Source organism: Cryptosporangium aurantiacum (assembly GCF_900143005.1).
In the GTDB taxonomy this organism is placed as follows: Bacteria; Actinomycetota; Actinomycetes; order Mycobacteriales; family Cryptosporangiaceae; genus Cryptosporangium; species Cryptosporangium aurantiacum.
Map to the genome: position 1 here is coordinate 31926 of NZ_FRCS01000001.1, position 25721 is coordinate 57646.

Below are 25721 nucleotides of genomic sequence, written 5' to 3' on the forward strand. Positions count from 1 at the left end.
TCCTCACGGGGTCTCTGACTCGTCTGGTTCATCGTCTTTGCGGGGGCGGCCCGGCTTGCGCATCTGACCCGCGTCGCGGGGCAAGCGCCCGGCGTCACCGAGCGAGCGGCGCAGGAGGAACTCGATCTGCGCGTTCGTGCTGCGCAGCTCGTCGGACGCCCATCGCGTCAGCGCGTCGTGCACAGCCGGGTCGAGTCGCAGCAGGATCTTCTTGCGCTCGCTTGCCACCGGCTCACCCTTCGGTCAGTAGAGCGATCCGGTGTTGACGATCGGCTGCGTGCCGCGATCACCGCAGAGGACGACCAGCAGGTTGCTGACCATCATGGCCTTCCGCTCCTCGTCCAGCTCGACGACGTCGTGCTCGGCGAGCCGGTCGAGCGCCAGCTCCACCATGCCGACCGCGCCCTCGACGATCCGGGTACGAGCGGCGACCACCGCGTTGGCCTGCTGACGCTGCAGCATGACTTGGGCGATCTCCGGCGCGTAGGACAGCCGGGTGATCCGGGATTCGATCACCTCGACGCCTGCCGCGGTGACCCTGGCCGCGATCTCGGCGGAGAGCCTGCCGGTGATCTCGTCCGCGTTGTCGCGCAGCGAGAGCTGGTGCTCCGGGGCGTCGTAGGGGTAGCTGTTCGCGATGTGCCGCACTGCGGTCTCGCTCTGTATCGCGACGAACTCGACGAAGTCGTCGACCTCGAACGCGGCCTTCGCAGTGTCGGTGACCTGCCAGACGACCACCGCGGCGATCTGGATCGGGTTGCCGTCGGCGTCGTTCACCTTCGCCAGCTCGGTCTCGTGATTGCGTACCCGGGTCGAGACCTTCTGCCGTGTGGTGACCGGGTTGACCCAGCGCAGGCCGTCCGTCCGGATCGTGCCGGTGTAGCGGCCGAGCAGCTGGATCACCCGCGCTTCGCCGGGTGCGACCGGGGTGAGCCCGCACAGGCCGATGAGCGTGGCGATCGCGAGCAGGATGCCCAGGACGATCAGCGCGATCGGGCCGGCGCCCGGCGCGAGCACCCCGCCGAGGACGACCAGCGCCGGCGCGCCGAGCAGAAGCAGCAGCAGCAGAACGATCGCGATCGGAATACCCGGCATTCCGTCAGCGCGGCGCTCTCGGACCTGCGGGGCGGGCATCTCGATCACTGGCGTGTCGGTGGTCATGACGTTCTCCTCGCGTCGATAGCCCTAAACTATCAAAGTGATATCACTTTTTCAACTGCCTGTTTCCGGGCGGTCGGACGGTTCGCGGCGCGGAATACGGCCGGGTAGGGTCACCTCCGGATGACGCTGGGTAGCCCCGACCCCACTGCCCGACCCCGCTACCGCTCCGAGCTGGATTGCGAGTCGTGATGAGCATCCTGACCAGGAACAACGTGTCGCTGTCCGGGCGCGAGAACGGCCCGGCCATGGTCTTCGCGCACGGCTTCGGTTGTGACCAGACGATGTGGCGGTACCTCACGCCGGCATTCGCCGACCGGTACCGGATCGTGCTGTTCGACTACGTGGGGCACGGCAAGTCCGAGCTGGCCGCCTACGACTCGGGGCGGTACGACTCGCTGGACGGGTACGCCAGGGACGTGCTCGAGGTCCTGGAGGAACTCGACATCTCGTCGGCGGTGTTCGTCGGCCACTCGGTGAGTTCGATGATCGGCGCGCTGGCCGCGATCCAGCAGCCGGAGCGGTTCGAGAGCCTGGTGATGGTCGGGCCATCCCCGCGATACCTCAACGACGAGTCGGCCGGATACGTCGGCGGATTCGAGCCTGACGACCTACGCGGTTTACTCGACTCGATGGAGAGCAACTATCTGGGCTGGTCCAGCTCGATGGCGCCGATGATCATGGGCAACGGTGATCGGCCGGAGCTCGGTGAGGAGCTGACCAACAGCTTCTGCCGCACCGATCCGGCGATCGCGCTGCAATTCGCCCAGGTCACGTTCCTCGGCGACAACCGGTCCGACCTGCCGAAAGTGCCGGTCCGGTCGCTGGTGTTGCAATGCACGGCCGACGTCATCGCGCCCGAGGTCGTCGGTGAGTACGTGCACGAGAAGTTGCCCGAGAGCGACTACGTCCTACTGTCGGCGACCGGCCACTGCCCGCACCTGAGCGCGCCGGCCGAGACGATCGCCGCGATGCAACGATTCTGCTGAGCGATGGTGTGACACATCCGAAGGGGTAGCGGAGTGGAAATGCCGGAGCGGCCCAACCCCGCTGCCGAGCGCGTGCCCGCCCATCCCGGGTCGGGCAGGCGGCGTACGGCAACGCGCGCCCGACGACGCGCGACCCCGCCCGAGGCCGGCGGCGACATCGACCCGGAGGGCCGCGACATCGTCTCGGGAGAGCCGCTCGACGGTGACCCGCTCGACCAAGCGCCGTGCGGCTTCGTCATCACCGATCCGGGTGGCCTGATCAGGCAGGTCAACCGCCACTTCCTCGCGTCCACCGGATACCGCGCCGACGACCTCGTCGGCCGGGTGCGGTTCCAGGACCTGCTCGCTCCTGGTCACCAGATCTTCTACGAGACCCACTACTCACCGCTGCTGCTCATGCAGGGCTCGGTGCGGGAGATCGCGGTCGACATCCGGGATGCCCGCGGCGAGAAGCTGCCGATGCTGGTCAACGCCGTGCTCGACCGGGACGGCGCGGGCGAGCCCCGGCTGATCCGGTCGACGGTATTCGGCGCGTCCGACCGGCGCCGGTACGAGCGCGAGCTGCTGACCCAGCGGCAGCGCGCCGAACGCTCCGAAGCACGCGTCCGGACGTTGCAGCGTGTCGCCGCGGAACTGGCCGCCGCCGGTGTCCTCGCCGAGGTCGGTGGGGTCCTGGTCCGCGCCGCGATGGACGCCGTCGAGGGCGACCGCGGCGGGCTCTGGCTGCTCGACCGGCGCGAGGTCGCGAAGGCCACCGAGGCCGACCTCGCGCTCGGCAACGACGGCCCGAGTGCCATTGCCGGCCTCTCGCACTACGGGCTGGTGCAGATCGCGGCCGTGAACATCCCCGAGATCGAGGACCTGGCGCACATTCCGCTGCCCGACCCGTCCGCGTTTACGGCCCGGCGCCGCGGCCCGGTGCTGTTCGACTCGGCCGACCCGGCCTCGGACAAGCACCCGATGATCGCCGCGGCGATGGAGCGCACGAACACGGGCACGCTCGTCGTGATCCCGCTCGACGTAGGCGACCACCGGCTCGGCGTGCTGGCCGCGGGGTGCACCGAGAGCCGCCGCCTGAGCGACGAGGACCGCGAGTTGCTGCACGCGCTGGGTAGGCAGGGCGGACAGGCGCTGGAGCGAGCAGGTCTGCACGCCGAGGCGACGAAGGCCGCCGAGCGCTCGGACTTCCTCGCAACCACCGGCCGCACGCTGGAGGAGGAGGTCGGGCTCGTCGAACGGGCTCAGCGCCTCGTCGAGCTCGTCACCCGAGAGCTGGCCGACATGGCGAGCGTCGAATTCCTGGAGGCCGACGGCACGCGGCGGCTGGCCGACGCGCGCGCCGAACACTGCGACGCCGCGGTGCCCGGCAGCCCGATCGGCATCGAACCGGGCCGGGCGGGCGACCTGATCACCCAGGTGATCAGCGGGAGCAGACCGAAGCTGGTGTCCGAGCGGCTGCCGATGGGGCCTGCCGGGCCGCGTCCGGCCAACTGGTGGCTCGCGCTGCCGCTGCGTGCCTCCGGGCGCACGCTCGGCGCGCTGGTGCTGGGCCGCTACGGCCGCTCGTTCAGCGTCGACGAAGTGACGTTCTGCAGTGAGGTCGCGGCGACAGCCGCGCTCGCGCTCGACAACGCCCGCCGTTACGAGCAGGAGCGGGAGGTCGCGTTCACGCTGCAGCGCAGCCTGCTGGCCGGTGGCCTGCCCCGCAGGCAGGGGCTCCGGATCGCCACGCACTACCGGCCGGCGATGGAGAACCTCGAGGTCGGCGGCGACTGGTACGACGCGTTCGAACTCGAAGGCGAGAAGATCGGCATTGTGGTCGGCGACGTCGTCGGCCGTGGCCTGACCGCGGCCAGCGCGATGGGGCAGATTCGCAGCGCGATCCGGGCGCTCGCCGGTGCCGGGCTCGGGCCGGCCGCGCTGCTCGGCCAGCTCGACCGGTTCGTCGGCCAGTTCGACGCCGGCCGGATGGCCACGCTGGTCTACCTGGAGCTGACCCCGCGGACCGGGCACGTCCGATACGCCTGCGCGGGGCACTTCCCGCCGCTGCTGGTGCACGGCAACGAGGAGGCGCAGTACCTCTGGGAGGGCCGGTCGACGCCGCTGGATGCCTACGCCGGCCAGCCCGGCCGCTCGGAGGCCGAGGTCATGCTGCAGCCCGGCGCGCGGCTGGTGCTCTACACCGACGGGCTGGTCGAGCGTCGGGGCCGGCTGATCTGGCGCGGCCTGGAGCTGCTCCGCGAGGAGATGGAGAAACACCGCACCTCCTCGGCGGCCGCGATCGTCAACGAGATCGCCGACGCCATGCTGCGTGACGAGAGCAGCCGCGACGACGTCTGCCTCCTCGCGGTGTCGCTCGCCGACTCCACACCGTTCGAGGAGACGATCCCGGCCGACCTGGGCGAGCTGACCGGCGTCCGGAACCGGCTGCGGGCGTGGCTGGCCGATCACGACGTCGACAAGCACGACGGCTTCGCGATCGTGTTGGCGTGCTCGGAAGCGATCGGCAACGCCATCGAGCACGGGTACCGTGGCCCGGTGGCGGCGGCTACCGGCGCGGTGACGATCTCGGCGTCGATCGTCGACGAGCGCGTTGATGTCACGATCCGGGACGGCGGCCTGTGGCAACCTCGGGAGACGCCGCCGGACCGCGGCCGTGGGCTCATGCTGATGAATCGTCTGATGGACGAGGTCACGGTCGACCGCGGCGACGGGACGACCGTGACGATGTCACGCCGGGTGAGGTGGATGAGGCCGTGATGAAGGACGAGGTGCGGGTCGACGGTGAGAGACCGGAGTTCGTCCCCCACGGTGACGGCCCGCCGCCGGCTGCGGCCACCGTCTCGGTCCAAAACCAGGGGGACGCTGACCGCGAGGCGTTCGCGCTGGTGACCTTCGTCGGCGAGATCGACCTGGGTACCGCGCCCGCGCTCGGCGACACCGTGCTCCGGGGGACCACCGAAGCGACCGCGGTCGTGCTCGACCTCTCGGCGGTCACGTTCCTGGACAGCGCGGGCGTGCGGTTGCTGGACAACCTGGTCCACGCGTACGAGGGACGGGGCTGCGTGGTCCGGCTGGTCGCCCCGGAGCACGGCGTCGCCAGGTTCACGCTGACGCTGTGCGCGTTCCGGTCGGACCTGGTAGAGACGACCGTCTCGGCAGCGCGCGATTCGTTGAACTGAGCGGGCCCGAACCGGCTCAGTCGGCGAGCGACGGGCTGGGCACCAGGGACGGATCACCCTCGACCAGGCTGGTCGCGGCGGCTTTCCTGGCGGCCTGCCACTCCGGCAGCCGGTCCTCGTTGATCGCGGCGAACATCTCCGCGGTGGCCTGCTCGTCGACCTGGACGGCGGTGCCGAACGGCGTCCACAGGGACTCGCTGGTGTACGGCAGCGTCTCGAACGTCAGGTCGCCCGGGCGCAATCCGCGTAGCGCGATCGCGAGCGCCTCGACGTCCATGTTGTCGTCCACGGTGATCGCGCCGGTCGCGGCGCGTAGGAACGCGTCGAACCGCAGCGGGTTGGTGAGCGTGCCGCCGCTGACCGCCCGGTCGAGCAGCGCCTTGAGCACGACCTGCTGGTTGTGGATCCGGCCGAAGTCGCTGCCGGGCACGCTGTAGCGCTGGCGCATGAAGTCCAGCGCCGAGTCGCCGCCCATGTGGTGGCACCCGGCGGCCCAGACCCGGTCGGTGTGGATCGAGCGAACCGTGTACGAGGTGCAGACCCGGACCCCGCCGACCGCGTTCACCATCGTCCGGACACCGTTGAAGTCGACGACCACGGCCCCGTCGAGCGGCAGCCCGGTCAGGTTGTAGACGGTCTTCGCCGCCAACGGCGCACCACCGTACGAGAACGCGGCGTTGATCTTGTTCTTGCCGCCCTGCCAGGTGCCGCCCTCGGGGATCTCGACGTAGCTGTCCCGCGGGATCGACACCACGTACGCGCTCTGGAGGTCCGCGGTGATGTGCACCAGCATCATCGTGTCCGAGCGCTCGCCGACGGTGTTGGCCTGCACGGACGGATCGGCGAGCCGGGAGTCGGAGCCGAGCACCAGGAAGTTCAGCGGACCGACGACGTCGTCGCCGCGGTCGTAGGTCGAGCCGGTGTCATCGGTGCGGGTGGTGGTAGGGACGTCGCCCAGCAGGTCGGCGCGCTTGATGTTCTTCTCGTACCGCGCGCTGATCGCCCAGGCGGCACCAATCGTGCCGACCGACACCAGGAGGAGCGAAACGCCCACGATGAGCGCCACCGTTGTCCACGGTGTGCCGCCCCTCCGACCTACGCGCACTCGTTCCGCCCTCTGCTGTCACCCGGTAGCCACTGCCGGTCGCGCTCTTGCCCGGTACATCGGCACCGATCGGATCGAGTCAAGGAGGTGAATCTGTCCGCGCACGCTACGGCAGGCTATTCAGCAATCTACGAGTACCCCGCAACGAACGCCATAATCACCGTTCGCGGGGGCCCTGCCAGCGGCGGCGCAAGGAAAGCGTTCGGCGAGCGCCGAAATACCTGAGAAAAAGCCAAGAGAAACTGTGGACGTAATTCGCTGCCGAAAAGCGGGTGCAAAGCGCGGCTAAACACCGTTTATCAGTCCCCAAAAGCCGTTGCGACGGCGTGTCGCGCCGAACGCGCTCGGCGAGTCGGGGGAGGGGGATACCGGCAAAACAGATGAGTCGTGCGGGTCTCGCGAATCGGACCATGTCGCTAGGCTCCGTTTTGATGCATACGCGGCAAAACGTCACTCCAGGCAGCACCGGTCACAGCGCGAATCCCCTATCTCCGTCGCACTCGCAATTCCCGAACGACGGTTACGCCGCGGATGTGAAATCGCTCACGGGCGCCTTCTCGTATCAACCGGGGCTGGACGGAATCCGCGCGCTGGCCGTCGGCGCGGTGATCGTCTACCACCTCGGAGCGGGGTGGCTGCCCGGCGGATTCCTCGGCGTCGACCTGTTCTTCGTCCTCTCCGGCTTCCTGATCACGACGCTGCTCGTCACCCGCGCGAGCCCGGACGGGCGGGTCGACCTGGTCGACTTCGCCGTCCGCCGGGTGCGCCGTCTGCTCCCCGCCGCGCTGGTCATGGTCGCGGTCGTCGCCGCCGTCGCCGCGTTCACGCTGCCCAGCTACCGGCTCGGTGCGCTCCGGCTCGACGGGGTCTGGACCGTGCTGCAGGCCGCGAACTGGCGATTCGTCGTGTCCGGGCAGTCGTACGTCGACCAATTCGCACCACCGTCTCCGCTGCGGCACGCCTGGTCGCTCGCGGTCGAGGAGCAGTTCTACCTGGCCTGGCCGCTCGTCCTCGCGCTGGCGCTGCGTCTGCGCGTGCGCCGGACCTGGCTGCTCGCGCTCACCGGTGGCCTGGCGCTGATGTCGGCCGGGTGGATGCGCCACCTGTATGCGGCGCCGGATCCGTCGCGGTCGTATTACGGCACCGACACCCGGGCCCACGCGCTGCTGGTCGGCGCGGTGCTCGCGCTGTTGCTGCTCGGTCCGGGGCGGGAGCTGTGGGTGCGGTGGCTCGGTCGGCTCGCGGTGCCCGCCGTGGCCGGGTTGCTGGCCGCAGTCGTGCTGGTCAGCGACGACTGGCACGGGTACTACCGGGGCGTCGGGTTCGCGGTCGCGCTGGTGGCAGCCGCGGTGATCGGCGCGGTGGCGGTCGCGCCGGACGGTCCGGTCGGGCGGGTGCTCGCGGCCGGGCCGCTGCCGTCGGTCGGGCGGCTCTCGTACGCGCTCTACCTCTGGCACTGGCCGGTGCACTGCTGGCTCGACGAGGCGACGCCGCTGCTGGACCGGCCCGTAGCCGCCGTCGTCGCGAAGATCGTGCTGACCGTCGTGCTCGCGCTCGCCTCGTACTACCTGGTCGAGCATCCGCTGCGGGCGCGGCGTCGCGATGCCGGGAGTCGCGGTGCCCGGGCGGGCGCGCGCGGGCTGCTGTTCGCGCCGGCCGCCGTGATCGCGACGCTCGGCGTCGTCGGGGTGGCCACCGTGCACGCGACACCCTCGCTGGTCGACGACCCGGCCACGCCCGGGACGCGACCGCGGGTGCTGGCCGCCGCGCCGTCACCCCAGGCCGTCCGGCTGGCCACCGCGGGCGACTCGGTCGCCAAGAGCCTGGCGCCGGGGCTGCGCCGGTTCGCGAACACCCGTGGCTGGGGGTACGTCGACAGCGCGGTCAGCTCGTGCTCGGTGGCTGCGCTGCTGATGGTGGAGTCGGACGGCTCGCCCTACCCGGCCGGCCGCCGCTGCCCGGACGTCGTCCCGGCGATGCAGCGCGCGCTGGTCGGCCGGTACGACCCGACGCTGATCCTGGTGCACTCCCGGTGGGAGACCCATCGCGTCCGCCGCGCCGATGGGACGGTCGTCGAACCGGGCACCGCAGCGCACCTCGTCCACGTCCGGCGGCAGCTGCGGATCGCGCTGCAGCGGCTCACGGCCGGCCGGGCACACGTCGTCCTGATCGAGCCGATCCCGCTGGCCGACTCGCTCTGCCGCCGGCTCGGCCACACCGCGGCGACCTGCCGGGCACAGACCAGCGATCCGCGAGCCGAGCGGTACAACGTGCTCCGCCGCGCGACTGCTGCGGAGTTCCCCGGCCGGGCCACGGTGATCGCGGTGACCGACCTGCTGTGCCCGGGTGGCGAGTGCACGGACGAGGTCGGAGAGCGTCGTCCGCGGCCGGACGGGCTGCACTTCTCGCCGGAGGGCGCGGCCTGGGCCGCACCGCAGATCCTGCGCCGAGCCGGGGTGCTCGGCTGACTCCACCTTCGGATCGGGATGTGACCGGCTTCTCGGCCTCGTTGACTGGGGGTATCGCGGAACGCTCTGCTACGGTTTGAGGCGCGAGGGGGAGTAGCTCCCAATGTCGCGGTCGACATACTGATGCCAGCGGGTTCCGACCCGCAGGCCTCCGGCCGCGCGGCCCTTACGGGCGAGCGAGACCTTCGACTCAGGCGTATCGACGCCGGGTCGAGGTCGTGCGCGCACCTGATCCGGCTGAAGACCGGAAGGTGTTTCGTGACTGGTTTCTTCGCGGCTCTGGCCGTTAGCTTCGGCGTGATCTTCGTTGCCGAACTCGGCGACAAGTCGCAGCTGATGGCGCTGACGTTCGCGACCCGGTTCCGGGCGCTGCCGGTGCTCATCGGCATCACGATCGCCACCGCGGTGGTGCACGCGGTCTCGGTCGCGGTCGGGTACGGCCTCGGTGCGGCGCTGCCGACCGGGTGGATCGCGCTGGTCGCGGCGGTGGCTTTCCTCGCGTTCGGGCTCTGGACGCTCCGCGGCGACACGCTGACCGAGGAGGAGCGAAACAAGGCGGAGAAGACGACGAAGTCCGCCGTCGTCGCTGCCTCGGTGGCGTTCTTCCTGGCCGAGCTCGGCGACAAGACGATGCTCGCCACGATCACGCTCGCCACCCAGTACGGCTGGTTCGGCACCTGGCTCGGCTCGACGATCGGCATGGTCGCCGCCGACGCGCTCGCGATCGTGGTCGGCCGCCAGCTGGGGCGGCACCTGCCGGAGAAGGCGATCAAGTACGGCGCCGCCGCGCTGTTCTTCCTGTTCGGTATCTGGCTGCTGATCGACGCGATCCTCCAGCTGACGTAGTCAGCTCGTGCGCGACGGTTCGAGGGACGGTGTGCCGTTCCAGGACGCCGCCCGGATGTCCTTGAGCGCCTGCTTGCGGACCTTGCCGCCGAGCCGCTCGACGTACAGCACCCCGTCCAGGTGGTCCACCTCGTGCTGGAAGCACCGCGCCAGGTAACCCTCGCCGACGACGTCCACCGGCTTGCCGTCCACGTCCACGCCGGTGACGCGGACACGCGACGCGCGTGGCGTCGGATACCGCAGACCGGGGATCGACAGGCAGCCCTCCGCCTCCACCTCCAGCACCGTGGAGAGCCGTTCCAGCACCGGGTTCACCACGTGGCCCCGCTGCCCCGGACCGCAGTCGTAGGTGAACAACCGCAGCCCGACGCCCACCTGCGGCCCGGCCAGCCCGGCACCGGGCGCGGCCTTCATCGACGCGGTCATCTGCTCCACCAGCTCGGCCAGCGCCGCATCGAACACGGTGACCGGCGCGGCCGGGCGGTGCAGCACGGGCTGCCCGGTCACGACGATCGGCAGCAGCCCGCCCGGTCCGGGGGCAGGCAGGACCACGCTCTCCATCAGGGTTCCTCCGGTGAAACGATCGGCGGGAGCACCAGCTTTGCAAACTAGCTCGCGGCTGAGCCGGTTCCGTCGGTGTGTGCGCCCACCAGCACGCGGACGATCTGCAGCGCGGTCTCGACCTCCGGCGCTCCACGGCCGAGCAGGTGCGCGTACATGTGGAAGTCGCAGACCCGCACGATCGCGACCGCGAGCGGCGGGACCGGCAGCAGCAGCGGCAGCCGCCCGGCGGCCCGCTCGCGTTCCAACAGCTCCTCGACCAGCGCTGCGGCCCGGTCTTCGATGGCGCCGGGCGTGGTCGCCAGCCGGATGAACACCATCGGTTCCCGCTGGGTCAGCGCTTTGAGCCCCGGCGCCGCCAGCACCGACCGCATGAACTTCGCCAGGACGTCGACGACATACTCCGGCCCGCCCCCGGCGGCGCCGTTCTGCGCCGACCGTTCCGCAGCCCGGAACGTCCGCTCGGTCGCCTCGGCCAGCACGACCGCGAGCAGCTCCTCGCGGTTACCCACCCAGCGGTAGAGCGTCGCCCTGCCGATGCCGAGCTGGTGCGCCAGCGCCGACATGTCGACTGGCTCTCCGTCGAGGTAGGCGCGGGTGGCCAGCGCGATGACGTCGGCAGGGCCCTTGGCATGGAGCACCGGCGCGGATCGCTCGGCCACTCGTTCTCCCCGGTCGTTCGGCACGGCGCTGCCCGGCCATCTTAGTGGGCCAGATCACTCCCGAGGATCAGGTGTCCGGACGGGGATGGAGCCGGTCTACGTGGCGAGTTCCCAGAGCGCGGGCGCGGAGTCGGGCTCCCAGCCGTAGACCGAGCGGTGCGGCTGCAGGCACCGGTACGCGATGTCGTCGTATCGGACCAGGTCGCCGACGTCGTAGTCGACCTCGGCCTCCCACGGTGGTGCGGAGGCGGGATCATCGGAGCCGGAGTCGGCCGCGCTGGGTGACGCGGTGGGGCTGGGCGACGCGGTGCTCGGTCGTACCGCCGGCGCCGCGGGCCTGCTGTCGGCGTCCCCGCTCTCGGTGGCACCGTTCGGGCTGCTCCCCGCGGTGCCGCCGAAGAGGACGTCCGAGCACGCGTACAGCGCGGCGTCGGAGTCCGCCTGCTCCCAGATCGTGTAGATGAGGTGCCGCCCCGACCGCTCCGGCATCTTCACCGAGACCCGGTAGACGTTGTCGGCGCCGGGCTTGCCGGAAACCTCGTGGAGCGGCTTCGGCTCCAGGGCGGCCCAGGTGAGCGGTTCGGTCGGCTTGTATCCGATCCGAGTCAGGTAGAAGCGCAGCGTGCCGTCGTGCTGGTCGTCCAGCTGGTATTCCAGCGTCGTCGTACCACCGCTCGGCATGTCGGTCGTCGGCCAGTCGTCCCGGGCGAGGTCGAGACCGCGGTATCGCTCCCGGCCCGCGCTGCACAGCCGGGTGTCCGGGATGACCTCGCGGTGATTGCTGCCGACGTCCGGGATGCTGATGTCGGCCCCGTCCCCGAACACCGTGTCGTCGGAGTCGGTGCGGACCTCTGCCGCGGCGGCCCGGCACGCTCGGGACGTCTCCCGGATCGGGGTGCCCGGACGGCAGACGTCCCCGCGGCTCGACGGCGACACCGTGGTGCCGGAGGCCTGTGCGCTCGGCGTCCAGATGATCAGTAGCGGAACCGCGACGGCGGCGGCGGCCGCGATACCGGCTGCAGCGAGTAACTGCGGTCGGCCGAGCCGGAACCGGCTCGGTGGCGGTGGTGCGACCGGTGGCGGTGGTGGCTCGGCGTGGTGCCTGCCGGGCGAGACCACCGCCGGGGCCGTCTGCTGCTGGGGTATCGACGCCGCAGTGCCCGCGGCGCGCACGATCAACTTGGTCAGGTCATTGGTCAGCTCAGTCGGCGACTTCGCCGCCCTGCGGTGTGACCCGCGGGCGGACGGCTGGACCGAACTCGCCGACCGCGCTCGCCCGTCCACTGGACTCCTGTCCTACCCCCACGTCCGTCGCGGCTAAATGCTAGTCCACCGCGACGTTCGCCCGTTGCTTGACCGAACTCCTGCTCACCGGTGTTATCGCTTCTCTTCCCTGGCTACGTGTGCGATGCGCCGCCAGTTCACCGAGGTGCTCTTGCGTTTGCCGCGCCCCTGCGGCGGGATACGTCTTGGTGGTAGCGGCACGAGGGAGTGAGCACGTTGACGCAGACGGCGATCCGAGAGATCGAGCGCAAGTACGAGTTGCCCGACGGGGTGGCGATTCCGAGCCTGGACGGTCTGCCCGGCGTCGAGGCGGATTCGGCGGCGGACGTCTTCCAGCTGGAGGCGGTCTACTACGACACCCCCGATCTACGGCTGGCCACCCACCGGGTGACGCTGCGTCGCCGTACGGGTGGTGACGACGCCGGGTGGCACCTCAAGCTGCCTGCCGGGACCGACGGCCGGGACGAGATCCACTGGCCACTGGGTCGCGCGAGCCGTACCGTGCCCGCCGAGCTCGCCGGGCTGGTCGCCGCGTACACCCGCGGCCGGGCGCTGGAGCCGGTGGCCCGGATCCGGACCAAGCGGACCCGGCGCCGGCTCCGGGACACCGCGGGCTCGGTGCTCGCCGAGGTCGTCGCCGACGAGGTCGCCGGTCAGACACTCGGTCGCGAATCGACGGTCTCGTCCTGGTCCGAGCTCGAGGTCGAACTGGCCGGCGGCCATCGAGACCTGCTGGACACCGTCGAGGCACGGTTCCGATCGGCCGGTGTCCGCCGGTCGGAGAGCGCGTCGAAGCTGGCCAGGGTCCTCGGAACCCAGCCGGCCGGACGGTGGGGCACGAAGCGGCGTCGGCGGGCGACGGTCGGTGAGCTGGTCGTCGACCACCTGCGCCAGCAGGTCGAGACCATGCTGGAGTACGACCCGCGGGTCCGCCGCGACGAGCCGGACTCCGTGCACAAGATGCGGGTGGCCACCCGCAGGCTCCGCTCGGCGCTGCAGACGTTCGGCACGGTCGTCGACCGTCCGGCCACCCGCGCGGTCACCGACGAGCTCAAGTGGCTGGCCGGTGTGCTCGGGGAGGCGCGTGACCTCGAGGTGCTGCGCGCGAGCCTGGACAAGAAGATCGCGTCGACGCCGGACGAACTCGTGGTCGGCCCGGTGCAGGCCCGCGTCACCGGCCATCTCGCGCACCAGCAGGCCGAGGCGCGCGACCACGTTCTGGAGGCGTTGAACGGCAAGCGGTACTTCGCGCTGCTGGACGCCCTCGACGCGCTGGTCGACGAGCCGCCGCTGACCCGGAAGGCGCGCCGCCCGGCCGGACGGGCCCTGCCGAAGACGCTGCGCCGGAACCACCGCAGGGTCACCCGCCGGTTGAACGCCGCAGCCACGTTGCCGACCGGCGCCGACCGGGACGTCGAACTGCACGAGGCCCGGAAAGCCGCCAAGCGGGCCCGCTACGCCGGTGAGCTGTCCCGTCCGGCGCTGGGCAAGACCGCGAAGCGGTACGCCTCGGCGATGGAGGACGTCCAGGAGGAGCTCGGCGCCCACCAGGACAGCGTGGTGGCCCGCCAGGTGCTGCGGGAGATCGGGATGCAGGCCCACCTCGCGGGGGAGAACGGCTTCACGTTCGGCCTGCTGCACCGCGGCGAGCAGGCGGCTGCCGATGCGGTCGAGGAGCGGATCCCGGCGGTGCGCAAGGCGGTACGCGCAGCGGGGCGCAGTCTGGGCTGATCGTCGTTCGGGGTGTAAAACTCGGACGTTCGTGGACCCACGGCTGGTACTTCGCGGTACCGTCCGGTGTTCCATTTGCGTACGTTCAGAGAGGCCCCACCGATGCGGTCGTTCCTCCGGCGGGTCCCCGCCGCCCTCTTCGCCGTCGTCCTCGCCGCCGGGCTGGCCGCGTGCACGGACGACGGCGGATCGGGTGACGGCGGCTCGAAGAGCGCGGCCGATCTGGACGCGGCGGTCGTCGCCACCGACGGTGGTTCGCTGCGCGGGTCGAGCGCGGCCGGGTACCGCTCGTTCCTCGGCGTCCCGTTCGCGGCACCGCCGGTCGGTGACCTCCGGTGGCGTCCGCCGCAGCCCGCCCCGAACTGGTCAGGCGAACGCGACGCGACGAAGCCCGGCGCGGCGTGCACGCAGCCGGGCAGCGTCGTCAGCGGTGGTGACTCCGGGGACGGCAGCACCACTGAGGACTGCCTGTACCTGAACGTCTACACGCCGACGACGGGCACCGCCCGCCGGACGCTCCCGGAGGCCGGCCGCGACGGCAAGCTGCCGGTGATGGTGTGGATCCACGGCGGGAGCTTCCTCACCGGCGCGGGCTCGGACTACGGGCCGGGGCGGCTGGTCACCCAGGGCGGCGTCATCGTCGTGACGATCAACTACCGGCTCGGCGCGCTGGGCTTCCTCGGGTTGCCCGAGCTCTCCCGCGAGCAGGAGCTGGGATCCGGTACCTACGGGCTGCTCGACCAGCAGGCGGCGCTGCGGTGGGTGCAGTCGAACATCACCGCGTTCGGCGGTGACCCGAAGAACGTCACGCTGTTCGGCGAGTCGGCAGGCGCCAGCAGCGTCTGCGCGCAGATGGTCGCGCCGCAGGCCGAAGGGCTGTTCGCGAAGGCGATCTCGGAGAGCGGATGTGCGCTGCGCGGGCCGACGCAGGCCACGGCCGAGCAGACCGGCACCGCGCTGGCCGCGAAGCTGGGCTGCCGCGGCGCCACGGTGCTGACCTGCCTGCGCGGGAAGCCCGCGGCGGCGATCCGGTCGGCGTCGACGTCGTCCAGCACCAGCCTGACCTACGCGCCCGCCAGCGGCGGACCGGTGCTGCCCACCGACATCGAGACCGCGTTCACCCAGGGCAAGTTCCAGGACGTACCGCTGCTGCAGGGCACCAACCACGACGAGGGCCGGCTGTTCATCCTCTCGCTCGGCCTGTCCGGCCTAGGGCCGGACCTGTACCCGACCGCGGTGCGACGGGCGACCGGTTCCTTGGCGGACGAGATCATCGCCCGGTATCCGCTGTCGAAGTACGGCACGCCCGGGGACGCTCTGGGCGCGATCGTCACCGACGCCACGTTCTCCTGCCCGGCCCTGCGGACGAACCAGTCGGCGTCGAAGCGCACCGAGGTCTACGCGTACGAGTTCAACGACCCGAACGCGCCGCTGCCGAAGATCGGCAACTACCCGCTCAAGGCCACGCACGCGGCGGAGCTGCCGTACCTGTTCGAGATGGAGCGGCTCGGCGGCCTGCCGGAAACCGCGCAGCAGCTCAGCCGCGAGATGGTCGCGTATTGGACGAGCTTCGCGATCGACGGTGACCCGAACGCCGACGGTGCGCCGAAGTGGGGCACGTTCTCCCCGAGCGGATCGGCGATGCAGGCGCTGGTGCCGCAGGGCTCCACGGCCCTGCCGACGACGTCCTTCGCCACCGAGCACAACTGCGACTTCTGGGCGAAGCACCCGACGGTGTCGCTGCGGTCCTAGCGGGTGCGACCCCGGGGTTTGAGCGGGGTCGTGGGGAGTTCCGGGGCGTGCAGGGGCGGGCCGTCGAAGCCGGTGACCGTGCCGAAGCCCGTGTGCGCCTCCCAGTCGGAGCGGGCCGCGACGATGTCGTCGTGGCTCCGCCCGACGAAGTTCCACCACATCACGATCTGCTCCTCGAACGGCTCGCCACCGAGCAGCAGCGTCCGGCCCGCGCCGCTCAGCGTGAGCTCGGTGCGACCGGTGCCCAGGTAGACCAGCGCGCCCGCCGGCACCGGTTCGCCGTCGACGAGAGGCCCGTCCTCGAACGCCAGCACCGCGTACTCGAAGTCCGGGCGGAGCGTCAGCGTGCCACCGTCGCCGCCGCTGGTGACCTCAGCGCCCACCAGCGGCGTGTAGGTCTGCGCCGGCGATGTCGCGCCTTCTAGCGTCCCCATCAAGACGGTGGCGGTCAGGCCGCCGCGCGCCACCACCGGCAGGTCGGCGTGGTGCGCGAACGCGGGCGCGACCGCGCGTTCGCCGGCGGGGAGCGCCACCCAGAGCTGAGCGCCGTGCAGGATCGGCGTGCGATCGGCGGGTGACTCCTCCGAGTGCGAGATTCCGACGCCCGCGGTCATCAGGTTGAGCTGCCCGGGGCGGATCAGCTGCTCCGACCCGAGGCTGTCGCGGTGCAGCACCTCGCCGCGCAGCAGCCAGCTGACCGTCTGCAGCCCGATGTGGGGGTGCGGTGGTACGCGCATGCCACCGCGCCCCTGGGCACCGATGTCCTCCGGGCCGTAGTGGTCGACGAAGCACCAGGCGCCGACCATCCGCCGGTCACGGTGGGGCAGTGTCCGCGTCACGGTCATCCCCCGCGGCCCGCCGAGGACGACGTCGCGGCCGATCAGGAGTTCGCGGACGGGGGCTGTCGCGACGTCTGCCCGCCCGCCGCAGGTCGCCTCGGCCGGCGCGGGATCGAGGTTGCTCACGCCGTGAGCGTACGTCGGGTTTCCGGTGCTCTTTGGCCGACGGCTGGCGGATGACCTGCGGTCCGCCGCGGTGTGACGATCGACGGGCTTGCCACCCTCACCGAGGAGGACCTTCGTGACCTACGCCTTCGACCCCGAGCTGGCCGCCGTCATCCCGCTGCTTCCGGTCGTCGACCTGACCGACCTGGCCGCGACCCGGACGTCACAGGCCGAGTTGCTCACCCAGCTGCCGGTACCGGAGCGCGAGACGGCGGTGGACGTCCGCGACGTGTACGTGCCGGGGCCCGAGGGTGCGCCGGACGTGATGCTGCGGATCTTCGCGCCTCGTGACCACTCGGGCCCGCTGCCGGCCATCTTCGACATGCACGGCGGTGGCTTCGTCCTCGGCTCGGTGGACCTCGACGATCAGCGGAACAAGGAGTTGTGCGAGGGCATCGGCGCGGTGGTGGTCAGCGTCGAGTACCGGCTGGCGCCGGAACATCCGTTCCCGGCCGGGTTGGAGGACTGCTACGCCGGGCTGGTCTGGCTCGCCGAGCATGCGGACGAACTGGGCGTCGACGTCTCGCGGATCGCGCTGTTCGGCATCAGTGCCGGTGGCGGGCTCGCAGCCGCGCTCGCGTTGCTCGCCAGGGACCGTGGTGGGCCGGCGATCGCATTTCAGTATCTCGGCGTTCCCGAGGTGGACGATCGGCTGCAGACGCCGAGCATGCGGGCGTTCACCGACACGCCGCTCTGGAACTATCCGCGGGCGGTCTTCAGCTGGGACGCGTACCTGGGGGAGGGCCGCCGGGGAACGGATGACGTGAGCCCGTACGCGGCACCGGCGCGGGCCACTGATCTGAGCGGGCTGCCGCCCGCGTACGTGTCGGCGATGGAGTTCGACCCACTGCGGGACGAGAGCATCGCGTACGCGCTGGCGTTGCTGGCTGCGGGGGTGAGCGTCGAGCTGCACCTGTTCCCGGGGACGTTCCATGGGTCGGGGCTGGTGTGGACCGCGGAGGTCTCCAAGCGGGAAGCTGCGGAGGGGCTGGCCGTGCTCCGCAAGGCGCTGCGGGTGTAGCTAGGCGGCGCCTATTCGGCGGTGGCCAGTTTTCGGGCCCAGAGCGCGAGCTGGGCCCGGAAACGGTCGCCGGGTTCGTCGAGGTGCCAGCCGAGTGCGTCCTCCACGTGGGCCAGCCGTGCCGCGACCGAGCTGTGGTGAAGATAGAGCGCGGCCGCGGCTTGGCGGAGTGATCCGGTGCGGCAGAACGCTTCCAGCGCGGCGACGTCGAGCGCGCCGCTGTCCGTGCGGGCCAGCGCGTCCAGGGCGCGGACGTCCGGCTGGTCGCGCAGCCGGGCGGTCGGGATTTCGGCGAGGAGCGCGAGCGGGCCCAGTGCGTCGTGGTCGACGACGGCGTCGCCGGGGTCGCCCGTCGGGCCACCCGCCGTGGTGGCGAACCGGAGCGCGAGGCGGGCCTGGGCCCAGGACGTCTCCGCGTCCAGGCCGTCCACGTTGCCGCCGACGCCGACCCGAATCCCGCTCGCCACCGAGCCCCGCCGAATCCCCGCGCTGGCTGAGCCGGTCGCACCCCGCGGACCGGCCGCGTTGGCCGTACCCCGCGGGCCGGCGGGGTTGCGCGGGCCGGCTGGGCCGGTCGCGTCGTGCGGGCCCGCTGGGCTGGTCACGCCGCGCGCGGCGGCTGGGCTGGTCGCGGCGTGCGGGCCGGCTGGGCCGGTCGCGCGCGGGCCGGGCGCGTTGGCAGGGACGGTCGCGCTGCTCGCGCCGCTGGCCGTGGGCGAGAAGCGGCGGCTGTCGGCGGCGCGGTGTTCGGTGGCGCGGTGTTCGGCGGCTCGGTCGCGGAGGGCCGCGCGCAGATCGTCGGCCGGTGAGCCGGTGCCGTCCCGGCGCTGCAGGAGCACGGCCGCGACCCCGCCGATCACCGCGACCCGCACCGATCGCACCGGCCTGCCCCTGGCGACCAGCGCGACGGCCTCCGCGCCGGGGTTGCGTCCCCGGTCGTCGGCCACCGCGAGGACCCGCACCGGCACGTGCGGCTCCAGCCCGAGCAGACGCAGCGCTCGGGTGCGGTCGGCCGCCGTCTCCCGGCCGGAGAGCACGAGTTCGACGAGCGCCGGATCGGCGAGGTCGGGCGTGCTGGCGCGATGCGGCCGAACCATCAGGATCCGGGCCGCGATCGACGCCCGCTCCAGGACCAGCTCGTCCAGCGGCGCCGGGCCGCCGGGCCGCTCCAGCCAGAGCCGCCCCGGCCCAAGGTCAACCTCCGCCGACGCCACGTCCCGGCCCGTCACCGGCCCCCCATCCGTCACCGGCCGCCCATCCGTCGCGGGATACCGAGCCGGGGCGGGGTGCGCGTCCGTCGTGGGATGCGGGTCGGGTGCCGGGGGCTCGCCCGGCGCTCGGCGACCGTCGGAGGCCTGGGCGGCGCCGGGGGCGGGGGTGCTGCCCGGGAGGCGTTCGCCCTCGGCGTCGAAGCGCAGCACGCGGCCGTCGGGGAGCTCCAGCCCGCAGGCGCACTCGGCCAGGCCGGCCGTCGCTCGCACGAGCGCAGCGACGGTGGCGCGATGTTCCACCAGCGCGTCGAAGTACGCGATCACCCGGACCGCTGCCTCGGCGTCGGCGTCGAGCGCGGACAGCCGCAGCAACAGCCCCTTCATATGCGGAGGCTACTGCGCGAGCCACCAGGTCGCCGCGAGGACTTCGGCGACGAGCACCTCGGTCAGCACCCGGACGTCCGGGTCGTCGTCGCCGCGGTACCGGACCGACCCGGCCGCGCCCGCCACGTCGGCGCCGACGGACAACACGGTCGAGCCGCGCTCCCGCACCCACTCCATCGCCTGTGCGTCGTACCGCGACCCGGGGAACAGCAGCGCCCGGTAGTCGCGCGTCTTCGTGAGGTAAACGTCGACGTGAGCCCAGTCGCCGGTCTCGCACGCGTCGGCGGCGCGGCGCGGACCCTCCCGCACCATCAGCGCGGCCTGCTCCGCCGACGAGATCCGCTCGGCCGGTGCGATCGTCCAGACACCGTGCGGCCCGTCCAGCAGCGTCAGCGCCTGGTCCAGCCAACTGCTGCGGCGTTCGAGCAGGTCGGCGGTGGCGTCGGCGGCCCGCAGGCAGAGCCCGGGCAGGTCAGCCGGCTCGCCGGTCAGGTGCGCCTCCAACGCGCGGAGCTGGACGAGCGTGTGCTGGAACGTCCGACACGCGACACCGCTCTCCTCGACGCCTGCCAGCATCGGGACGATCCGATCCGCCAGGCTTGCCAGCGGCGAGTCGACGGTGTTGACGAGCGCGACGAGCGGCGCGTTCCCCGCATACCGCCCGGCGGCGTCGAGTGTCTCCCGGCTCCCCCCGGTCGCGGAGATCGGCACGACGAGCGTCTCCGGCCCGGCCGGGAACGACGCGTCGGCGGAGGCGTACTCGGCGACCGCGTCGACGCCGCGGGCCCGCAGCCGCAGCGCCGCGACCCGTGCGGCGTACCGGGAGCTACCCATGCCGAGGAACAGCACCCGCCGGACGCCGTCCGGCAGCCCGGCCCACGGGTTACCGTCGGAGAGCGCGTCGGCGAGGCTCGCGAGCGCTTCCGGCTTCCGTTCCAGGTCGGCGAGGAACCGTTCGGCTTGGGTGGTCACGAATCTCCTTCGGGAAGGGTCCGGTCTTCGGCGGGGAACATGCGGCGGAGCGTGCCCATCGGGGCGTAGCGCCAGCGGGGGAGAAGCCGCGCCGCGTAGACGAGTTCACGGCACTCCTGCTCGACCTCGAACGCGGCGAGCAGCCGCTCGTCGAGCAGCCCGCCGCCGCCGGCGGCGGTGGCGGCGGTGGCGCGGTATGCGGCGAGGAACCGGCGGCGCGCGTCGTGGATCCAGGCGTCGATCTCGGCCGTGCGGGTGCCGGAAGTCCGGCGATCCGCGATCCGCCCGACGTGGTCGAGGCTGGTGAGCATCTGGGCGACGTCGCGCGCGGCGGGCTCGGGCGGCACCGAGCCGTCCGGGCTGGGCGGCACCGTGGGGTTGCCGTCGAAGTCGACGATCGCGTAGCCCTCGCGCCAGCGGAGGACCTGGCCGACGTGCAGGTCACCGTGGATCGGCAGCAGGGGTGTCGGGCCGGCAATCGTCCGCAAAGTGGCCACCGCACTCCGCAGCCGGTGCGCGTTCGCCAGGAGCCACGCGCGGTCCTCCGCCACCCCGACGGCCGGATCCGCGTACTCCCCGTCGTTGGGCGCCCCCGCCGGAAGCTCCCCGCCGGCCCCGGCCTCGCCGGTCCCGGTCGGGGGCGAGGCCCTTTGGGCTCGGGCGGTCAGCGCCACCGCCTCCTCCACTGCGGCTTCGGCGCGGTCGGCCCACTGGATGAGTGCGGTGGTGCCCGCTGAGCGGCGCGGGGCCGGGAACACCTCGGACGGCGTCGCGAAAGCCGTGTGCAGCTCCGCGGTCAACGCCCCGAGATCGGCGGCGAAGTCAGCTCCGGCGCCGGCCAGCACAGCGTCCACACACCAGTCCCAGCCGTCCACGGCGTCCGGCAAATACTCGACGACGAGGGCCAGCAGAACCTCGACATCCGACAAAAGTACAGAAACCGTCGCGAACGGCCGCGCGGTCGCGGTGAAGCCGACCGCCGCCAGGTGCGCGAGCACCGGCGGAGCCGGGTGCGCACGCCGCTCCGGCCGCGGCAGCCATTTGACCACCAGACGCTCGCCGACCACGACCGACTCGTTCGTCTGGTCGACGGTGATCGCCCGCTCGCCCCGTGCCGACGGAACCGGCGAGAACGTCCGCACCACGAACGGCGCCGGCACCGGATCGCCCGCGGCCAGCGCGGCCACCAACGCTTCCGACGCCCCGGCGTCGTGGGTCGCCGACAGCACCCCGTCTGCGCTGCTGGTCAGCCGGATGCTCGGCCCGTGGTCGGCCAGTAGCCAGCGTGCCACGCCGCTCCGATCTGAATCCGAATTGAAAAATTTACATAACTAAGCAGCTCAACGAGCCTCCAGAAGTCTTGTCCACGCTGACGGTCGATGCAACACTTCCCAACCATCCCGCTCAGTGGCGCGCTGAGCTCCAGACGCAAGGGAGTGAGCCGGTGTCTCGACTCGGACGGTTTCGCCGCCAGTCGGCGGTGGCGCTGAGCACGGCCGCGTTACTCGCCATCGCGGCCTGCGGGGGCGGCGACGACACGAGCGCCGCCGCTCCGGCGAGCCTCGACCCCTCGGCCGACCTGTCGACCCAGAAGCTGACCGTCTCCAACTGGGACGGGTACATGCCGGAGGACTTACCGGCGAAGTTCAAGTCCGCGGTCGGCCCGACGGTGACGGTCACCAAGCACGCCACGAACGAAGAGGTCATGGCGAAGCTGACCGCGGGCGGCGACAGCGGCATCGACGTCGCGTTCGTCTCCGGTCAGTTCGCGCAGGCACTCAACGAGCAGGGCCTGCTGGAGCCGATCCACGCCGACCTCGTCCCGAACCTGAAGAACCTCTACCCGCAGGCCACCCAGCTCGCTTACGACAAGGGCAACACGTTCTCGGTGCCCTACACCTGGGGAACAACCGGTCTCTGCTATCGCACCGACCTCACCGGCTACACCCCGGACAGCTGGAACGACCTGCTGGACCCGAAGCCCGCGCTCCGCAAGAAGGTCACGATGATGGCCACCGAGCGCTGGCTGATGCTCCCGGCTCAGAAGGCGCTGGGCTACTCGGCGAACACCACCGACGAGTCCGAGATGGACAAGGTCAAGGAGTCGCTGGTCAAGGCCAAGTCGAGCCTGCTGGCCTACGACGACACGACGTTCGGCGACCGGCTGAAGTCCGGTGAGGCCGCGCTGGTCGAGTCGTGGGATGGGTGGTGCCCCACCGACCAGTCGAACATCAAGTTCGTCGTGCCCAAGGAGGGCAGCGACGTCTGGGTCGACACGATGGTCGTCCTCAAGTCGTCGAAGAACAAAGAAGCGGCACACGCGTTCATCAACTACATCCTCGAGGCGGGTAACCACGCCTGGGCCGCGCAGAACATCCTCTACAAGGTGCCGAACGAGGCCGCGATGAAGACGCTCGACGCGAAGCTGCTCGCGAGCTACCCGCACCTGGCGATGACCCCGGCCGACCTGCTGAAGCAGGAGGGTTACGTCGACCTGGGCGAGGCCGCGACCACGTACACCCGGATCGCGACCGAGGTGACGGCGGCCAAGTGACCGAACCGACCACTCCCGCGGCGCCGGCCTCTTCCGAGGTCGGCGCGCCGGCCCCCGACGGAAGCGCGCCGGGACGCGCGCCGGCCGCTGACGGGGACGCCGTGCCGGGACGCGCGTCGGTCGCGGGGCGCGCGGCGAAGGCCCGCACGACGCGCGGCCTCTGGGCCGCCCGAGCGGCCCTGCTCGGCCCAGGTGTCGTCTACCTCGCGGTGTTCCTGCTCGTGCCGCTCGCGCTGGTGCTGAGCTACGCGTTCTTCCGGCGCGGCCGGTTCGGCGGCGTCGTCCACGAGGTGACCTTCGAGAACTTCAGCCGGCTCGCCGACGAGATCTACGTGCAGGTGCTCACCGACTCGCTGGTGATCGCCACCGTCACCACGGCGCTCGCGCTCGCGCTCGGCTATCCGGCCGCGTACGCGATCGCGAAACTGCCGCGCCGGTGGCGGACCGTCGCACTGGTGCTGGTCGTGCTCCCGTTCTGGACGAACTTCCTGGTCCGGACGTACGCGTGGATCGTGCTGCTCTCCACCCAGGGCGTCGTGAACAAGGCGCTCACCGGCATCGGCATCATCGACAAGCCGCTGGAGATGCTCTACAGCACGCCGGCCGTGGTCGCCGGGCTGCTCTACGCCTACCTGCCGCTGATGATCCTGCCGCTGTACTCCGCGATCGAGCGGCTCGACGACAGCCTCGCCGAAGCCTCCGTCGACCTGGGCGCGAGCAAGGCGTCCACGTTCTGGCACGTGACGCTGCCGCTCACGTTGCCCGGCGCGCTGACCGGCTGCATCTTCGTGTTCGTCCCGAGCCTCGGCAACTTCATCGTGCCGGAGCTGCTCGGTGGCGGACGCACGGTGATGGTCGGCAACCTCATCCGCGACCAGTTCCTCAAGGCCCGCGACTGGCCGTTCGGCGCCGCGCTCGCGCTGACGCTGCTCGCGTTCCTGGTGGTCCTACTGCTGGCCCAGTCCTGGGCGAGCCGACGGAGGGCGACATGAGCAAGTCCATCCTCGGCGTGGTGTTCGCGTTCCTGTACGCGCCGATCGTCGTCCTGGTCGTGATGTCGTTCAACGCCTCCGACAGCCCGTACGCGCTCGACGGCGTGAGCACCCGCTGGTACGCCGAGCTCGTCGGCGACGAGCAGATCCGAAAAGGGCTGATCAACACGCTGATCGTCGCCACCGGGTCGACCGCGCTGGCCGCGGTGTTCGGGACGCTGCTCGCGGTCGGGCTCGCTCGCTACACTCGATCCCGGGCACTGGACGCACTCGCGCTGGCCCCGGCCGTGCTGCCGGACATCGTGCTGGCGATCGGGCTGCTCGCGTTCTGGTCGCTGCTGCAGGCGACGCTCGGCCTGCACTCGGTGCTGCTCGCGCACCTGCTGTTCGGCACCGCGTTCGTCACCGCGGTGGTGCGCGCACGGCTGCACCAGGTGGACGGTTCGCTGGAGGAGGCGTCCCGCGACCTGGGCGCCGGGCCGGTGACCACGTTCCTGCGGATCACGCTGCCGTCGCTGGGGCCCGGCATCGCGGCCGGGTCGCTGCTGGCGTTCACGCTCTCGATCGACGAGTTCGTGATCGCGTTCTTCACCGCAGGCCCGGACCAGCCGACGCTGCCGATCGTCATCTACTCGATGATGCGGTTCGGCGTGACCCCGGAGATCAACGCGCTGGCCACGGTGCTGCTCGCGGTGAGCTTCACGGTGGTGCTGGCCGCACAGCGGATGAGCCGCCTGACCGATTCCCTAGGACGATGATGCTCTCGATCACCGGTGTTTCCCGCCGTTTCGCCGACGTCCAGGCTCTGGACGACGTCTCGCTGGACATCGCGTCCGGGGAGTTCTTCGCGTTGCTCGGCCCGAGCGGCTGCGGCAAGACCACGCTGCTGCGGATCATCGCGGGCTTCGAGTCGCCCGACTCCGGCAGCGTGACATTGGACGGTGACGACCTGCTCGGCGTCCCGCCCAACAAGCGGCCGGTCAACCTGATGTTCCAGTCGTACGCGCTGTTCCCGCACCTCTCGGTGGAGAAGAACATCGGGTACGGGCTGGCTCGGGAAGGCCGGCCTCGCGCGGAGATCCGGGCCCGGGTCGCGGAGGTGCTCGACACGGTCGGTCTGGCCGGGGTCTCGGGTCGACGTCCGCATCAGCTCTCCGGCGGGCAGCGGCAGCGGGTCGCGCTGGCCCGCGCGATCGTCAAGCGGCCGCGGTTGCTGCTGCTCGACGAGCCGCTGTCCGCGCTCGACCGCAAGGTGCGGGCCGAGATGCAGCTGGAACTCAAGCGGCTCCAGCACGAGGTCGGGATCACGTTCGTCGTGGTCACCCACGACCAGGAAGAAGCGATGTCGCTGGCGGACCGGATCGCGGTGCTGGAAGCGGGCACCGTACGCCAGGTCGCCCCGCCGGTCGAGCTGTACGCACGGCCCGCCGACCGGTTCGTCGCCGGCTTCGTCGGCTCGAACAACATCGTGTCCGCTGACCTCGCGGTCAGCCTCGGGCTACTGCCCGCGGGTGCTACTGGCGCGCTCACGGTGCGCCCCGAAAACGTCCAGGTGGACGAGGGGGCAGCGGGCGGTCGGGGGGCGCTGACCGGAACCGTGCTGGACACTGTGTTCCACGGGGGCTCGTCACGGATCGCGGTGAAGGTGGACGGTCTGGACGAGCCGGTACTGGCGACGCGTCCCGGCGCGCCGACCGTGGCCCCCGGCGCCGAGGTGCGGCTCTCGTGGCGCCCGGAGGACGCAGTACTGGTTCCCGCGTGAGCCGGGGGCGGCGCGCGTTGCCGCGAACCTGGGCTCTAAGCGCGCCTTACAGCCCGGTTACGCGTCATGCGGCGGTGAGACGT

22 protein-coding genes are annotated in these 25721 nt (G+C 71.5%); 12 read left to right on the forward strand and 10 right to left on the reverse strand.

All coding sequences use genetic code 11. From position 1 onward, the window contains the following. Nucleotides 1–3 precede the first annotated feature (3 nt). Together BUB75_RS00130 and BUB75_RS00135 are read right to left on the reverse strand one after the other, a co-directional pair. Complete coding sequence (locus BUB75_RS00130; protein ID WP_073250073.1) at nt 4–228, reverse strand: type II toxin-antitoxin system antitoxin; 225 nt, start codon at nt 226–228, stop codon at nt 4–6. Between the two features lie 15 nt (nt 229–243). Continuing rightward, entirely contained in the window at nt 244–1161 is a 918-nt protein-coding gene (locus BUB75_RS00135) for an SPFH domain-containing protein (protein ID WP_073250076.1), read from the reverse strand. A gap of 188 nt (nt 1162–1349) precedes the next feature. Between BUB75_RS00135 and BUB75_RS00140 the strand changes: the two genes are divergently transcribed. The 3 genes from BUB75_RS00140 to BUB75_RS00150 are packed head-to-tail and all read left to right on the forward strand — an operon-like array spanning nt 1350 to nt 5329. After that, complete coding sequence (locus BUB75_RS00140; protein ID WP_073250079.1) at nt 1350–2147, forward strand: alpha/beta fold hydrolase; 798 nt, start codon at nt 1350–1352, stop codon at nt 2145–2147. Nucleotides 2148–2186: 39 nt separating this feature from the next. Then, the gene (locus tag BUB75_RS00145; RefSeq protein ID WP_084740084.1) at nt 2187–4907 is read left to right on the forward strand and encodes a SpoIIE family protein phosphatase; all 2721 of its coding nucleotides are present in this window, start codon (nt 2187–2189) and stop codon (nt 4905–4907) included. Then, nucleotides 4907–5329, forward strand: coding sequence for an STAS domain-containing protein (locus BUB75_RS00150; protein WP_084740268.1), 423 nt, complete (start codon nt 4907–4909; stop codon nt 5327–5329). Before BUB75_RS00145 ends, BUB75_RS00150 begins: the two co-directional genes overlap by 1 nt. 16 nt (nt 5330–5345) lie before the next feature. Here the strand turns inward: BUB75_RS00150 and BUB75_RS00155 are convergent, their stop codons facing one another. Beyond that, nucleotides 5346–6395, reverse strand: a complete 1050-nt coding sequence (locus BUB75_RS00155; protein WP_073250082.1) for an LCP family protein — start codon at nt 6393–6395, stop codon at nt 5346–5348. A gap of 572 nt (nt 6396–6967) precedes the next feature. Here BUB75_RS00155 and BUB75_RS00160 point away from each other — a divergent pair. Both BUB75_RS00160 and BUB75_RS00165 read left to right on the forward strand, forming a co-directional pair. Beyond that, nucleotides 6968–8902: an acyltransferase family protein gene (locus BUB75_RS00160; RefSeq protein WP_073250085.1), complete on the forward strand. Its 1935-nt coding sequence runs from the start codon at nt 6968–6970 to the stop codon at nt 8900–8902. A 258-nt stretch (nt 8903–9160) separates the two neighbouring features. Further along, nucleotides 9161–9748, forward strand: coding sequence for a TMEM165/GDT1 family protein (locus BUB75_RS00165; RefSeq protein WP_073250089.1), 588 nt, complete (start codon nt 9161–9163; stop codon nt 9746–9748). Here the strand turns inward: BUB75_RS00165 and def are convergent, their stop codons facing one another. The 3 genes from def to BUB75_RS00180 all read right to left on the reverse strand — a co-directional run bounded on the left by def (nt 9749) and on the right by BUB75_RS00180 (nt 12255). Next, on the reverse strand, nt 9749–10309 hold the full coding sequence (def, locus tag BUB75_RS00170; RefSeq protein ID WP_073250092.1) for a peptide deformylase: 561 nt from the start codon (nt 10307–10309) through the stop codon (nt 9749–9751). Between the two features lie 47 nt (nt 10310–10356). Beyond that, the gene (locus BUB75_RS00175; protein ID WP_218617192.1) at nt 10357–10971 is read right to left on the reverse strand and encodes a QsdR family transcriptional regulator; all 615 of its coding nucleotides are present in this window, start codon (nt 10969–10971) and stop codon (nt 10357–10359) included. Nucleotides 10972–11067: 96 nt separating this feature from the next. Then, the gene (locus BUB75_RS00180) at nt 11068–12255 is read right to left on the reverse strand and encodes a lytic polysaccharide monooxygenase (RefSeq protein ID WP_073250095.1); all 1188 of its coding nucleotides are present in this window, start codon (nt 12253–12255) and stop codon (nt 11068–11070) included. Nucleotides 12256–12471: 216 nt separating this feature from the next. Between BUB75_RS00180 and BUB75_RS00185 the strand changes: the two genes are divergently transcribed. Together BUB75_RS00185 and BUB75_RS00190 are read left to right on the forward strand one after the other, a co-directional pair. Beyond that, the gene (locus BUB75_RS00185; RefSeq protein ID WP_143174961.1) at nt 12472–13986 is read left to right on the forward strand and encodes a CYTH and CHAD domain-containing protein; all 1515 of its coding nucleotides are present in this window, start codon (nt 12472–12474) and stop codon (nt 13984–13986) included. Nucleotides 13987–14088: 102 nt separating this feature from the next. After that, nucleotides 14089–15738, forward strand: coding sequence for a carboxylesterase/lipase family protein (locus BUB75_RS00190; protein WP_073250101.1), 1650 nt, complete (start codon nt 14089–14091; stop codon nt 15736–15738). Here BUB75_RS00190 and BUB75_RS00195 read toward each other — a convergent pair. Continuing rightward, a complete protein-coding gene (locus tag BUB75_RS00195; protein WP_073250104.1) occupies nt 15735–16703 on the reverse strand; it encodes a pirin family protein in 969 nt (322 codons plus the stop codon). The two genes, BUB75_RS00190 and BUB75_RS00195, sit on opposite strands and share 4 nt — an antisense overlap. Before the next feature lie 115 nt (nt 16704–16818). On the opposite strand from BUB75_RS00195, the gene BUB75_RS00200 reads away from it, so the two are divergent. After that, complete coding sequence (locus BUB75_RS00200) at nt 16819–17763, forward strand: alpha/beta hydrolase (protein ID WP_073250107.1); 945 nt, start codon at nt 16819–16821, stop codon at nt 17761–17763. An 11-nt stretch (nt 17764–17774) separates the two neighbouring features. On the opposite strand, the gene BUB75_RS46920 is transcribed toward BUB75_RS00200, so the two are convergent. From BUB75_RS46920 to BUB75_RS00215, 3 genes are read right to left on the reverse strand one after another with little or no spacing between them, the layout of a single operon-like run. Continuing rightward, nucleotides 17775–19358 (reverse strand): helix-turn-helix domain-containing protein, encoded by a 1584-nt coding sequence (locus BUB75_RS46920; protein WP_073250110.1) that lies wholly within the window; start codon nt 19356–19358, stop codon nt 17775–17777. Nucleotides 19359–19367: 9 nt separating this feature from the next. Then, nucleotides 19368–20330, reverse strand: a complete 963-nt coding sequence (locus BUB75_RS00210) for an SIS domain-containing protein (protein WP_073250113.1) — start codon at nt 20328–20330, stop codon at nt 19368–19370. Continuing rightward, a complete protein-coding gene (locus BUB75_RS00215; protein WP_073250116.1) occupies nt 20327–21622 on the reverse strand; it encodes a hypothetical protein in 1296 nt (431 codons plus the stop codon). The genes BUB75_RS00210 and BUB75_RS00215 overlap by 4 nt, the downstream gene beginning before the upstream one ends. Before the next feature lie 152 nt (nt 21623–21774). On the opposite strand from BUB75_RS00215, the gene BUB75_RS00220 reads away from it, so the two are divergent. Genes BUB75_RS00220 through BUB75_RS00235 form a run of 4 tightly spaced genes read left to right on the forward strand, consistent with a single transcriptional unit; the run spans nt 21775 to nt 25638 of the window. Next, entirely contained in the window at nt 21775–22884 is a 1110-nt protein-coding gene (locus BUB75_RS00220; RefSeq protein WP_084740086.1) for a polyamine ABC transporter substrate-binding protein, read from the forward strand. Then, the gene (locus tag BUB75_RS00225; RefSeq protein WP_218617194.1) at nt 22881–23876 is read left to right on the forward strand and encodes an ABC transporter permease; all 996 of its coding nucleotides are present in this window, start codon (nt 22881–22883) and stop codon (nt 23874–23876) included. Before BUB75_RS00220 ends, BUB75_RS00225 begins: the two co-directional genes overlap by 4 nt. Beyond that, nucleotides 23873–24634 (forward strand): ABC transporter permease, encoded by a 762-nt coding sequence (locus BUB75_RS00230; RefSeq protein ID WP_073250119.1) that lies wholly within the window; start codon nt 23873–23875, stop codon nt 24632–24634. The genes BUB75_RS00225 and BUB75_RS00230 overlap by 4 nt, the downstream gene beginning before the upstream one ends. Next, the gene (locus BUB75_RS00235) at nt 24634–25638 is read left to right on the forward strand and encodes an ABC transporter ATP-binding protein (RefSeq protein ID WP_073250122.1); all 1005 of its coding nucleotides are present in this window, start codon (nt 24634–24636) and stop codon (nt 25636–25638) included. The genes BUB75_RS00230 and BUB75_RS00235 overlap by 1 nt, the downstream gene beginning before the upstream one ends. The last annotated feature ends 83 nt before the right edge of the window (nt 25639–25721 follow it).

Excerpts from the sequence above, each read along its gene's own strand:
- BUB75_RS00135 (WP_073250076.1), bottom strand. The coding sequence starts at position 1,161 with ATGACCACCGACACGCCAGTGATCGAGATGCCCGCCCCGCAGGTCCGA.
- BUB75_RS00140 (WP_073250079.1), top strand. The coding sequence starts at position 1,350 with ATGAGCATCCTGACCAGGAACAACGTGTCGCTGTCCGGGCGCGAGAAC.
- BUB75_RS00145 (WP_084740084.1), top strand. The coding sequence starts at position 2,187 with ATGCCGGAGCGGCCCAACCCCGCTGCCGAGCGCGTGCCCGCCCATCCC.
- BUB75_RS00150 (WP_084740268.1), top strand. The coding sequence starts at position 4,907 with ATGAAGGACGAGGTGCGGGTCGACGGTGAGAGACCGGAGTTCGTCCCC.
- def (WP_073250092.1), bottom strand. The coding sequence starts at position 10,309 with ATGGAGAGCGTGGTCCTGCCTGCCCCCGGACCGGGCGGGCTGCTGCCG.
- BUB75_RS00190 (WP_073250101.1), top strand. The coding sequence starts at position 14,089 with ATGCGGTCGTTCCTCCGGCGGGTCCCCGCCGCCCTCTTCGCCGTCGTC.
- BUB75_RS46920 (WP_073250110.1), bottom strand. The coding sequence starts at position 19,358 with ATGAAGGGGCTGTTGCTGCGGCTGTCCGCGCTCGACGCCGACGCCGAG.
- BUB75_RS00230 (WP_073250119.1), top strand. The coding sequence starts at position 23,873 with ATGAGCAAGTCCATCCTCGGCGTGGTGTTCGCGTTCCTGTACGCGCCG.
- BUB75_RS00235 (WP_073250122.1), top strand. The coding sequence starts at position 24,634 with ATGCTCTCGATCACCGGTGTTTCCCGCCGTTTCGCCGACGTCCAGGCT.